This is a genomic window from Aliarcobacter trophiarum LMG 25534, from assembly GCF_003355515.1.
Lineage (GTDB): Bacteria > Campylobacterota > Campylobacteria > Campylobacterales > Arcobacteraceae > Aliarcobacter > Aliarcobacter trophiarum.
The window spans coordinates 250,599-263,035 of sequence record NZ_CP031367.1 but is presented as its reverse complement, the minus strand read 5'-3'; the positions used below and the strand labels follow the sequence as shown (position 1 = coordinate 263,035).

General features: G+C 29.5%; 13 protein-coding genes. 11 read left to right on the top strand and 2 right to left on the bottom strand.

Features of this window, described 5'->3' with window-relative positions; translation table 11 throughout:
• The first annotated feature begins 3 nt into the window (after window positions 1–3).
• From tatA (ATR_RS01405) to argS, 3 genes are read left to right on the top strand one after another with little or no spacing between them, the layout of a single operon-like run.
• Entirely contained in the window at window positions 4–234 is a 231-nt protein-coding gene (gene tatA, locus ATR_RS01405) for a twin-arginine translocase TatA/TatE family subunit (protein WP_115427715.1), read from the top strand.
• 18 nt (window positions 235–252) lie between these two features.
• Window positions 253–477 (top strand): twin-arginine translocase TatA/TatE family subunit, encoded by a 225-nt coding sequence (tatA, locus tag ATR_RS01400; RefSeq protein WP_115427714.1) that lies wholly within the window; start codon window positions 253–255, stop codon window positions 475–477.
• 35 nt (window positions 478–512) lie between these two features.
• A complete protein-coding gene (gene argS / locus ATR_RS01395; RefSeq protein WP_115427713.1) occupies window positions 513–2,102 on the top strand; it encodes an arginine--tRNA ligase in 1,590 nt (529 codons plus the stop codon).
• Between the two features lie 19 nt (window positions 2,103–2,121).
• On the opposite strand, the gene rsfS is transcribed toward argS, so the two are convergent.
• The gene (gene rsfS / locus ATR_RS01390) at window positions 2,122–2,448 is read right to left on the bottom strand and encodes a ribosome silencing factor (RefSeq protein ID WP_115427712.1); all 327 of its coding nucleotides are present in this window, start codon (window positions 2,446–2,448) and stop codon (window positions 2,122–2,124) included.
• Window positions 2,445–2,990 (bottom strand): nicotinate (nicotinamide) nucleotide adenylyltransferase, encoded by a 546-nt coding sequence (gene nadD, locus ATR_RS01385; RefSeq protein ID WP_115427711.1) that lies wholly within the window; start codon window positions 2,988–2,990, stop codon window positions 2,445–2,447. Before nadD ends, rsfS begins: the two co-directional genes overlap by 4 nt.
• A 90-nt stretch (window positions 2,991–3,080) precedes the next feature.
• Between nadD and gap the strand changes: the two genes are divergently transcribed.
• From gap to dxs, 8 genes are all read left to right on the top strand, one after another.
• Window positions 3,081–4,079, top strand: coding sequence for a type I glyceraldehyde-3-phosphate dehydrogenase (gene gap, locus ATR_RS01380; protein ID WP_115427710.1), 999 nt, complete (start codon window positions 3,081–3,083; stop codon window positions 4,077–4,079).
• An 8-nt stretch (window positions 4,080–4,087) separates the two neighbouring features.
• Entirely contained in the window at window positions 4,088–5,290 is a 1,203-nt protein-coding gene (locus ATR_RS01375; protein WP_115427709.1) for a phosphoglycerate kinase, read from the top strand.
• Entirely contained in the window at window positions 5,290–6,003 is a 714-nt protein-coding gene (locus ATR_RS01370; RefSeq protein ID WP_115427708.1) for a triose-phosphate isomerase, read from the top strand. Before ATR_RS01375 ends, ATR_RS01370 begins: the two co-directional genes overlap by 1 nt.
• The gene (gene fabI / locus ATR_RS01365; protein WP_115427707.1) at window positions 6,000–6,821 is read left to right on the top strand and encodes an enoyl-ACP reductase FabI; all 822 of its coding nucleotides are present in this window, start codon (window positions 6,000–6,002) and stop codon (window positions 6,819–6,821) included. Before ATR_RS01370 ends, fabI begins: the two co-directional genes overlap by 4 nt.
• 299 nt (window positions 6,822–7,120) lie before the next feature.
• Window positions 7,121–8,326: a diaminopimelate decarboxylase gene (gene lysA, locus ATR_RS01360; RefSeq protein ID WP_115427706.1), complete on the top strand. Its 1,206-nt coding sequence runs from the start codon at window positions 7,121–7,123 to the stop codon at window positions 8,324–8,326.
• Window positions 8,327–8,335: 9 nt separating this feature from the next.
• Window positions 8,336–9,415 carry a chorismate mutase gene (pheA, locus tag ATR_RS01355; RefSeq protein WP_115427705.1) on the top strand — a complete coding sequence of 360 codons (1,080 nt, stop codon included), beginning with the start codon at window positions 8,336–8,338 and terminating at the stop codon, window positions 9,413–9,415.
• Between the two features lie 15 nt (window positions 9,416–9,430).
• A complete protein-coding gene (gene hisC / locus ATR_RS01350; protein ID WP_115427704.1) occupies window positions 9,431–10,534 on the top strand; it encodes a histidinol-phosphate transaminase in 1,104 nt (367 codons plus the stop codon).
• 8 nt (window positions 10,535–10,542) lie between these two features.
• Window positions 10,543–12,351, top strand: a complete 1,809-nt coding sequence (gene dxs / locus ATR_RS01345; RefSeq protein ID WP_115427703.1) for a 1-deoxy-D-xylulose-5-phosphate synthase — start codon at window positions 10,543–10,545, stop codon at window positions 12,349–12,351.
• The last annotated feature ends 86 nt before the right edge of the window (window positions 12,352–12,437 follow it).

Below are 12,437 nucleotides of genomic sequence, written 5' to 3'. Positions count from 1 at the left end.
GCTATGCATATGCCAAGTGGTATGCAATTATTAGTAATTGTTTTAATCGTGTTAATTTTATTTGGTGGGAAAAAAATCCCTGAACTTGCAAAAGGTTTAGGAAGTGGTATTAAAAACTTCAAAAAAGCCGTAAAAGAAGATGATGAAGAAGTAGCAACTGCTTCAAAAATAGAAGAAAATGAAAAAAAAGTTGATACAAAATCTACTTCTTCAACAGAAACAAAACAAGCTTAATTTAAATAAAGGATTTTCATGAGTATGCCAAGCGGAATGGAACTAGTAATTATAGTTATAATTGTGCTGCTTTTATTTGGTGGGAAAAAAATCCCTGAACTTGCAAAAGGTTTAGGAAGTGGGATTAGAAATTTCAAAAAAGCTATAAAAGAAGATGATGAAGAAGTAGCAAATAAACCTACTGAAGCAACAGATAAGAAAGCTGAAATCCCAACACAAAAAGAAGAGATAAAAAATTCATAAGATATGAATTTCAGAATAAATAAGAAGAGAAGAACTTGCAAAATATTGTTAAAAAATTTATAGAAGATAAACTAAAAAAAGAGATAGTTTTAGAAAAACCCAAAGATAGCTCTTTGGGGCATTTTGCAACTCCAGTTGCATTTTCTTTAGCAAAAGAGCTCAAAAAATCCCCAATGATTTTAGCAGATGAGTTAATTTTACAACTAGAAAACAAAGAGCTTTTTGAGAAAATAGAGGCTGTAAAAGGTTTTATAAACTTTACTTTATCAAAAAGTTTTATAGAAAAACTTACAAATCAGGCTTTAGAAAAAAAAGATGATTTTGCGAAAAGCACTTTAAAAAGTGAAAGAATTCTTTTGGAGTATGTAAGTGCAAATCCAACTGGACCACTTCATATAGGACATGCAAGAGGTGCAATTTTTGGAGATACTTTATACAAAGTTGGCTCATACCTAGGATACGATATAACAACAGAGTATTATATAAATGATGCTGGAGCTCAAATGCAACTTTTGGGAACTAGTGTTAGTTTAGCTGCTAGAGATTTTATTTTTAAAGAAAAAGTAAAATATCCAGAGAGCTACTATCGTGGTGACTATTTAGTAGAGATTGCTCAAAAAATCATAGAGAAATATGGAAAAGAGATTATCTATGATGAGAGTAAATTTGAAGAGATGGCAATTTTCGCAAAAGATATTGTTATGGAAATAATAATCAAAGATTTAAATGATTTGGGAATAAATTTCCAAAACTTTGTATCTGAGAAATCTCTTTATGGCTCTTGGGATAGTACAAAAACTGTATTAGAAGAAAATGGCTCACTATATACAAAAGATGACAAAACTTATCTAAAATCTACACAATTTGGTGATGATAGCGACAGAGTTGTTGTAAGAGATAATGGAATTCCAACATATCTAGCTGGAGATATTATATATCACAAAAATAAGTTTGATAGAGGTTTTGACAAGTATATAAATATTTGGGGAGCTGATCACCACGGATATATTACAAGAGTAAAAGCGGCAATTGAGTTCCTAGGAAATAGTTCATCTAAACTAGAAGTTATTTTGTCTCAGATGGTTCAACTTCTTAAAGGAAAAGAGCCATATAAAATGAGTAAGAGAGCAGGAAATGTGATACTTATGTCAGATATAACTGCAGAAATCGGAAGTGATGCTTTAAGATTTATCTTCTTAACAAAAAAGAGTGATACTCACTTAGAGTTTGATATTGATATGTTAAAGAATCAAGATTCAACAAATCCAATTTTCTATATAAACTATGCACATGCTAGAATAAATCAACTTTTTGTAAAATCATCTTTAAATGTTGAAGATATAAAAGATGAGAGCTTTGAAGCTTTAAATAGTGAAGCTTTAAATTTGGTTTATGAGTCACTTCTTTTAAACTCTATTTTAGAAGATGCTTTCTCAAAAAGAGAGATGCAAAAAATTACTGAATATTTATATAACCTTGCTTCTAGTGTACATAAGTTTTATAATGAACATAAAATTATTGGAAGTAATGAAGAAAAAACATACTTAAAAGTTTTAAGTATGGCAAAACTAAGCCTAAAAACAGGACTTAAGCTTCTAGGAATTGAAGCAAAAGAGATTATGTAATCTCTTTTGCTTTATTAGCTTAATCTCTTAGTCTTTGAAAACTCTCTAAAAACTCTTCAAGATTATATTTTTCTCTATATTTCTCACTCATTAAATGAATAAAAATATCTCCTAAATCAATAACTGTCCAGTTATCATCTTCATCAACTCTTAAAAACTCTTCACCTTGTGGTTTTAACTCTATTTTTAAATAATCTAATAAAGCACTTGCATGTTTTGGATTTAGTGTTGTTGCAATAACAACATAATCAACTAAATACTCCTTAGAACTTAAATCAAAAACCTCAACATCAACCGCTTTTTTATCTTCTAAAATAGCTTTAATATTCTCTATTCTATTGTTCAAATTTTTCCTTTTTTTAAATTTATAATCTCTTTTTGTATCTTATTTGGAATAAATTTGATATCAATTTGCTCCCTTAAATTTGTAGAACTAATATCTATATCTATATCCAAAGTTTTAAAATCATCTATAATATGTGAAGCAAAATTTGCTCTTCTAGCAACAACAAACTCAACATCTTTTTTAAGTTCATCAATCTTGTACCATTTATGAAGATTTACTAAATTATCTTCTCCTACAATAAAATATATTTTTGAAGGATTATATAAAGTTTTAATGTAACTTATAGTTTCATAAGTGTAGCTTAGTTTTTCTTGATTTATCTCAAAATCGCAAATTTCAACATTTGAAAAATCTTTAAATACCTTTTTTAATAATTCAAATCTTATTTTTGGTTCAAACAAAAATGAATTCTTAAAAGGATTTAAATAAGTTGGCACTATAATTAACCTATCTATATCCAACTCTTTTAGTGCAGTTTTTACAATAAGCTCATGGGCTATATGAACAGGGTCAAAACTGCCACCAAAAATTGCAATTTTCAAAAAATATCTACCTTTATTTTATGATTAAATTATATTATAGCAATTTTTAGATAAAATATTTGCTATTTAGAATTTTAATAAAGGGATTAGATGGCTATTAAAGTTGCAATAAACGGATTTGGAAGAATAGGAAGATGTGTAGCTAGAATTATTGCTACAAGAGATGATATAGAATTGGTTGCTATAAATGACACTGCAAAAGCTGAAATGCTAGAGTACATTACAAAATATGATACTGTGCATGGAACTTTTGATGGTGATGTAAAGATTGAAAATGGCTACTTAAAAATGGGAAAAATCAATGCGAAACTATACTCAACTAGAGATGCAAATGAACTTACTTTTACAAAAGATTGTGGAGCAGAGATTGTTTTAGAGTGTACTGGTGCATATCTTACAAAAGAGTCTTGTCAAGTACATATAAATAATGGTGCAAAAAAAGTTTTAATGAGTGCTCCTGCAAAAGATGACACAAAAACTTATGTTATGGGTGTAAATGAAAATACTTATAACGGAGAAGAAATTGTGTCAAATGCTTCTTGTACAACAAACTGTTTAGGACCAATAGCAAAGATTATTGATGATGCTTTTGGAATAGAAAAAGGTCTAATGACAACTATTCATTCATACACAAATGACCAAAATATCCTAGATGTAAAACATAAATCTGATAAAAGAAGAGCAAGAGCTGGAGCACAAAATATGATTCCTACAAGCACTGGTGCTGCAAAAGCTATGAAATTAATTATGCCTCAACTTGATGGAAAACTTCATGGTCAAAGTGTAAGAGTTCCAACTCCGAATGTATCAATGGTTGATGTAAACTTTTTAATCAAAAAAGATACAACAAAAGAGGAGATAAATGCACTATTTACTCAAAAATCAAAAGAGTTATCTGGAATTGTAAGTGTTGATAATGATATGTTAGTATCTAGTGATATAGTAGGAAATACAAACTCTACAATAATCGCAAGTGATTTAACACAAGTAATTGGTGGAAATATGATAAAAATTATGAGCTGGTATGACAACGAATGGGGATATTCAGCAAGACTTGTAGATTTAGCACTTTATATATCAAAAAGATAGGGCGAAATATGACTTTACAAGAGATGAAAAACATAAATATTGCTAGTAAAAAAGTTTTTATTAGATGTGATTTTAATGTTCCTGTTGATGAGTACAACAATATAACAGATGATAGAAGAATTAGAAGTGCTTTAAATACTATAAGATACTGTATTGACAATGACTGTTCAGTTATAATAGCAAGTCATTTTGGAAGACCAAAGGGTGGCTTTGAAGAAAAATACTCTTTAGCTCCAATTGCAAAAAGATTACATATTTTATTGAAACAAGAGATAAAACTAGCTCCAAATGTAGTTTGTAGTGAGACTTTAAAAATGGCAAAAGAGCTAAAAGCTGGAGAAATTATGCTTTTAGAGAATATGAGATTTGAAGCTGGTGAAACAAAAAATGATGAAGAGCTAAGTAAAAAATTAGCTTCTATGGCAGAAGTCTATATAAATGATGCTTTTGGGGTTTCTCATAGAGCACACTCATCAGTTGAAGGAATGGCAAAATATTTTGATTTAGAACATAAAGCTGCTGGTTTTTTACTAGCAAAAGAGATTAAATTTTTTCACCATATTGTTGAAAATCCAAAAAGACCTTTTGTATCAATTGTTGGTGGTTCAAAAGTTTCTGGAAAACTTGAAGCCTTATATAATCTTGTTCCAAAGGTTGATAAGATTGTAATTGGTGGTGGTATGGCATTTACATTTCTAAAAGCTTTGGGTTATGAGATTGGAAAATCATTAGTTGAAGAGGATTTAATCTCTGAAGCTCTAAAAATTATGGAATTAGCAAAAAAAGAGGATACAAAACTATACTTACCAGTAGATATTGTAGTAGCTGAAGCTTTTGATGCTGAAGCAATTGCAAAAATAGTTCCTGTACAAGAGATACCAAGAAACTGGATCGGTCTTGATATAGGCCCTGCAACAGCTCTTCTTTTTAGTGAAGTTTTAAGCGATGCAAATACAATTTTATGGAATGGACCTATGGGTGTTTATGAGATGGAGAAATTTGCAAAAGGTAGTACAAAAATCTCACATGCTGTTGCTAGTTCATATGCTACAACTGTTGTTGGAGGTGGAGATACAGCTGATTTAGTGAGAATAACTGGGGATGAAGCTGATATGACATTTATAAGTACAGGTGGAGGAGCTTCACTAGAGCTTATAGAGGGGAAAATTTTACCAGGAGTTAAAGCTCTTGTAATTGATGGTGAAAAATAATGCCAATAATTGCAAGTAATTTTAAAACAAATCACACAAGAGCAAGTACAAAAGAGTATTTAGAAAAAGTAAATAACTATTTAAAAACTAGCCAAAACTCAAACAGTGTATTTGTTTTTCCTACTTCAACTTCTATTGATAACTTCTCTTTAGAAAAAAACTTAGAAATAGGTATTCAAAATGCCTATTTTACTAATAATGGTTCTTTTACAGGAGAGATTGGCTTAGAGCAATTAGAAGAGTTTAATATTAAAACTATTTTAATAGGACATAGTGAAAGAAGACATATTTTAGGGGAAACTGGAGAAGAAATTGCAAAAAAGTTTGAGTTTTATAAAAATTTAGGCTTTACTATTATCTATTGTATTGGTGAGCCTTTGGAAGTAAAAGAAGCTGGGCTTGATAAAACCTTAGAATATATTTTTGAACAATTTATAGGTATTGATACTAATTATGAGAAGCTAATTTTAGCCTATGAACCAGTTTGGGCAATTGGTACTGGAAAAACAGCAACAAATAGTGATATAGAAAATATTCATAAAGCGATCAAAGAAAAGATACAAAAACCACTTCTTTATGGTGGAAGTGTAAAAGTAGAAAATGTAAAAGATATTTGTAAAATTGCAAATGTTGATGGTGCATTAATAGGAACTGCTTCTTGGAAGGCAGAAGATTTTATAAAAATTTTAGAAAATACGAAGGATTTAAAATGATAATGAAAGGTAAAAAAGGGGTTATCTTAGGTGTAGCAAATGATAAATCTATTGCTTATGGAATTGCAAAAGCATGTGCAGCGCAAGGTGCAACAATTGCATTTACTTATCTAAATGATGCTCTTAAAAAAAGAGTTGAACCAATAGCGCTTGAGTTTGGAAGCCAAAATCTGGTTTATCCATGTGATGTTTCAAATCCACAAGAGATAAAAGATTTAAAAGTTTCATTAGAAAAAGATTTAGGAGAGATTGATTTTATCGTTCACTCTATTGCGTTTGCACCAAAAGAAGGTCTTACTGGAAGATTTCATAATATATCAAAAGAGGCATTTGATATTGCTATGGATATATCTGTATTTTCTTTAATAGAGATAACAAAAGAGCTAAAACCACTTTTAAGTAACAACTCTTCAATTTTAACTTTAACATATTATGGTGGAGAGAAATATATTCCAAACTACAATCTTATGGGAGTTGCAAAAGCAGCTTTAGATATGACAACTAAATATTTAGCTGAAGATTTAGGGAAAGATGGTATTAGAGTAAATGCTATTAGTGCTGGACCTATTAAAACTTTAGCAGCAGCAGGAATTGGAGATTTCAGATTTATGTTAAAATGGAATGAAGCTCACTCTCCACTTAAAAAGAATGTAACTATAGAAGAAGTTGGAAATTCTGGAATGTATTTATTAAGTGATTTAAGTAGTGCAGTAACTGGTGAAATTCACCATGTAGATAGTGGATTTAATATAATGGGAATGCCAGCAGTAGATTTTTCAGGTGAAAAACCTCGAATTGCTTGGAATGGTGAAAAATAGAGTTCCATTTTTTGCCAAAGTCTTAGTTTATAAAGAATTTTTAGGCAGATAATCTTACTATTGTAAGAGAATGTTTAAAAATTCTAAACCTTGATTTTGGCTAATAATTTAAACTCTCTTTCACCTTTAACTTTCAAGAAAAGAAGAGTTTTTAAAAAAGTAGAGCAAAAACCTATGTAGTTTTAGGCTCAAAATTCATAAAAATTTTGGGATACTCAAAACGAAGCTGTTTAAGTATATTTTTTTAAAAACTTTTACAAAAAGAAGTAAATTTTTAAAATAAATTTTTTTGGAGAAATATGAATATAGATTTTAAAAAACTAGCAGACAAATACCAAACACCGTTTTATCTTTATGATTTTGACCATATAACAGCACAATATACTGAGCTAAAAGAGTCATTTAGAGCAAGAAAATCATTAATAGCATATGCTGTTAAAGCAAACTCAAACTTAAGTGTAATAAAGCATTTGTCAAATTTAGGAGCTGGGGCTGATTGTGTAAGTATTGGAGAGGTAAAAAGAGCTTTAAAAGCTGGTGTTCCAACATATAAGATAATCTTTTCAGGTGTTGGAAAAAGTGATGAAGAGATAAAAGAGGCACTAATTCTTGATATTTTACTTATAAATGTGGAAAGTAGTGCAGAACTTGATAGAGTTGAAGAGTTGGCAAAAAGTTTAAACAAAGTTGCAAGAATTTCTATTCGAGTAAACCCAAATATAGATCCAAAAACTCACCCTTATATTTCAACTGGACTTCATGAAAATAAGTTTGGAGTAGATATTGATACAGCAAAAAGAATGTATATAAAGTGTAAAAACAGTGAACATTTAGAGCCAACTGGAATACATTGTCATATAGGTTCACAACTAACACAACTTGAACCTATAAGAGAGTCAATAAATATTGTTGCAAATTTAGTTAGAAATCTAAAAGCAATAAAAATTGAGTTGTCTTTTATGGATGTTGGTGGAGGTTTAGGAATTGTTTATAAAGATGAAACCCTAATCAACACTTATGATTATGCACAAACTATATTAGACTCACTTTTTGGACTTGATTTAACAATAATTTGTGAACCAGGAAGATTTATAGTTGGAAATAGTGGTATTTTTGTTACAAAAGTTTTATATGAAAAAATCAATGGAAACAAAAGATTTGTAATTGTTGATGGAGCTATGAATGATTTAATAAGACCTGCTTTGTATGATGCTTATCATAGAGTTGAAGTTTTAAATAATAATAAAAATTTAAGTGATTGTAACCTTGTTGGACCAGTTTGTGAAAGTGGAGATTTTTTTGCAAAAAACATAGACCTTCCAGAGACACAAAGTGGTGATTTAATAACAATTTATAGTGCTGGAGCTTATGGTTTTACAATGAGTAGTAACTATAATACTAGAGCTAGAGTAGCTGAAATTGCAATTGAAAATGGGAATGATAGATTAATTAGAAAAAGAGAGAGCTTTGAAGATTTAATTGCAAATGAAATAGAGTTTTTATAAGGGTTAAAAATGGCAAATGAAGAGGCATTAATAGAGATAAGAAAAGGGCTAGATAGCATAGATAATAAACTTTTAGATCTTTTAGATGAGAGAATGAAACTAGTTCATAAAGTAGGAAAAATTAAAGCTCAAAGTGGTGGTGCTATTTATAGACCTGAAAGAGAAAAATCTATTATTGATAGACTTGATAATATAAATCAAAAAAATGGTGGACTTTTAAATAGAAGTGCTATAGAGGCACTTTTTTTAGAGATTTTTGCAATATCAAGAAACCTTGAGTTACCTGAAAATATAGGATACCTAGGACCAAAAGGAAGCTTTACTCACCAAGCAGCAGAGAGCAGATTTGGAGCTATGAGTTCTTATGTCTCTATCTCTTCAATTAAAGGAATATTTAAAGAATTAGAGTCAAAAAAGATAAAATTTGGTGTAGTTCCAATAGAAAATTCATCAAACGGAATAGTAAACGATACTATAAATGGCTTTACTAATTTTAACTCAAAAATAGTAGCTGAAGTTATTTTAAATATTCATCATACACTAGCAACAACTTGTGATAAAATAGAAGATATAAAAAAGATATATTCAAAAGATATAGCTTTTGATCAATGTAGAAAATTTTTAAATAATTTTGGATTAGATGAAGTTGAATTAATCCCTGTTGAATCAACTACGAAAGCGGCAAAACTAGCAGCAAATGAACCAAATAGTGCAGCAATTTGTGCTCATGTGGCTGCAAAACTCTACAATCTTCCAATTTTATTTGAGAATATAGAAGATAAAGATAATAATAAAACTAGATTTTTTATCTTAAGTGATTTTGAAAACTCTTCTAGTGGAAATGATAAAACCTCTATTTTAGTGAAATTTCCAGATGAACAAGGAGTTTTAGTAAAATTCTTAAATGATTTTAATAATGCAAATATAAATCTTACAAAGATAAAATCTCATATAGTTGAAGGAGACTCTATATTTTTTATAGATTTTGATGGTCATAAAGATGATGAGAATGTAAAAAGAGTTTTAGAAAAACATCAAAGTAGTATAAAAGTTTTAGGCTCTTATGTAAAAGAGATAAAAGATATATAATCACAAGGAGAAAAAATGAAATTTAACAAAGTATTAAAAAACCTATCAACTTATGAGGCTGGAAAACCAATAGAGTTAGTTGTAAGGGAGTATGGAATAAATCCAAAAGAGGTTGTAAAACTTGCTTCAAATGAGAACCCTTATGGTACGAGTCCAAAAGTTGTTACTAAAATAAAAAGTTTAGTAAAAAATATGTACTTATACCCTGATGACTCTATGTTTGAACTAAAAGAGGCTTTGGCTTCTAAGTTTGAACTAAATAGTAAAAATGTGATTATTGGTTCTGGAAGTGACCAAATTTTAGAGTTTGCAATTCATGCAAAATGTAAAAAAGGTTCAAAAGTTCTGATGGCAAAAACAACATTTGCTATGTATGAGATTTATGCTAAACAAGTTGATGCCCAAATTGTTAAGACAAAATCATCTCAGCACAACTTAAAAGAGTTTAGTAAACTTTATAAAAAACATGGAGCTGATATTATCTTCTTATGTATTCCAAATAATCCTTTAGGGGAGTGTTTAGATAAAGATGAAGTTTATGAGTTTTTAAAAACTATTGATAAAAATACTCTAGTTGTAGTTGATGGAGCATATCAAGAGTATGCTTCTTTTAAAGATGAAAAAAAGAAAATTTGCCCAAAAGAGTTAATAAATACTTTTCCAAATGCTATATATTTAGGTACTTTCTCAAAGGCCTATGCACTAGGAGGAATGAGAGTTGGTTATGGTTTTGCACAAGAAGAAATTATATCAACCTTTTATAAGATAAGAGCTCCTTTTAATATAACAACTCTAAGCCTAGCTGCTGCTATTGAAGCTTTAAAAGATGAAGAGTTTGTACAAGCTTGTATAGAGAAAAACTTTATTGAGATGAAAAAGTATGAAGAGTATTGTCAAAATCGTGGATTTGAGTTTATTCCATCTTATACAAACTTTATTACAATCTTATTAAAAAATTTCATATCAAAAGAGGTATCTCAAAAACTTTTAGAAAAAGGGATGATTATAAGAGATTTAACAGGTTATGGATTAAATGCTATTAGAGTTACAATTGGTACAGAAGAACAGAATATAAAGCTATTTACACTTTTAGATGAAGTTTTAGAAGAGTTAAAATAGAGTCTATTATGCAAGTAAAAGAGAAATCACTAAAAGAGTTAAATGAGCTTTCAAATAAAATTAGAGAGCGGATTATAGATGTAGTTTCAAGGAAAGGTGGGCACTTTTCTTCAACTTTAGGTGCCGTTGAACTTACTATTGCTATGCACTATGTTTTTGATATAGAAAAAGATCCATTTATCTTTGATGTTTCTCATCAGTGCTATGCACACAAACTTCTAACTAATAGATGGGAAGAGTTTGAAACTATTAGACAATTTGGTGGTTTAAGTGGTTTTACAAAACCAAATGAACACAAAGCTGATTATTTTGTAGCTGGTCATAGTTCAACATCAATCTCTTTAGCCGTTGGAGCTGCTAAAGCTGCTAAGTTAAAAAAGGAGAATAGAATTCCAGTTGTAATGATTGGAGATGGTTCTATGAGTGCTGGAATGATTTATGAAGCACTAAATGAGTTAGGAGATTTAAAACTTCCTGTTGTAATAATCTTAAATGATAATGAAATGAGCATTGCAAAACCAATAGGTGCAATTTCAAAATATCTATCAAAACTTCTAGCTGGAAAATTTTATCAAAGTTTCAAAACAAGTGTTGATAAATTTATAAGAAATAATATGCCAGAAGGTACTACATATTTAGCAAAAAGAGTTGAAAACTCTTTTAAACTAATCACTCCTGGTATTTTGTTTGAAGAGATGGGAATAGACTATATTGGTCCTATTGATGGTCATGATATTGAAGAGATTATTGAAGTTTTACAAATTGCAAAATCTATGAACAAGCCAGTAATTGTTCACGCAAAAACTGTAAAAGGAAAAGGTTACAAAATAGCAGAAGGGCAACACGAACAATGGCATGGGGTTGGTCCTTTTAATATTGAAGATGGTGAGTTCATCAAAAAAAATACAAAAAAAAGTGCTACTGAAGTTTATAGTTATGCCCTTTTAAATCTTGCAAAAAAATATGAGAATGTAGTTGGGGTAACTGCTGCTATGCCAAGTGGTACTGGAATTGATAGATTAATAAAAGAGTTCCCAAATAGATTTTGGGATGTTGCAATAGCAGAGCAACATGCAGTTACAAGTATGGCTGCAATGGCAAAAGAGGGATTTAAACCATTTATTACAATCTACTCCACTTTTTTACAAAGAGGTTTTGACCAAATAATCCATGATGTGTGTATTATGAACTTACCTGTTGTTTTTGCTATGGATAGAGCTGGAATTGTAGGAAATGATGGTGAAACTCACCAAGGGGTCTTTGATATAAATTTCTTAAGATTTATTCCTAATATGATTTTATTTGCCCCTAGAGATAATTTCACTTTAGAGTTTGCTTTAGAGTTTGCTTATACTCTAAGTAGCCCTTGTGCTATTAGATACCCAAGAGGCTCTTTTAAAGAGTTAGAGTACAAAGCAAATGAGTTCTCTTTAGGAAAAGCTGAGTTATTAAAAGAGGGAACTAGTAATAAACTATTTATTGGTTATGGTGCAGGAGTTAGCAAAGCAATAGAGGTAGAGAAGCTTCATAATGAAGATATAGCAATACTTGATTTAAGATTTGTAAAACCTCTTGATAGTGATACTTTAATCAATTTATCAAAAAAATATAACTCTTGGTATATTTTTAGTGACTCAATAAAACAAGGAGGAGTTGCAAGTGCTATTTTGGAACTCTTAAGTGAGAAAAATATTACAAATATTTATTTAAAATCTTTTGAATATGAAGACTCTTTTATTGATCATGGTGATACAGTACAAGTTGAAGAACTACTACAACTTTTACCATCTCAATTAGTGAAACTTATTGATAAATAGGACAAAAACTATCTTCAATTATAAGATAAATTTATAATTTAATTCAGAAAAAGCTATCAATTTAAGTTTTTATTAATAAAAATTTT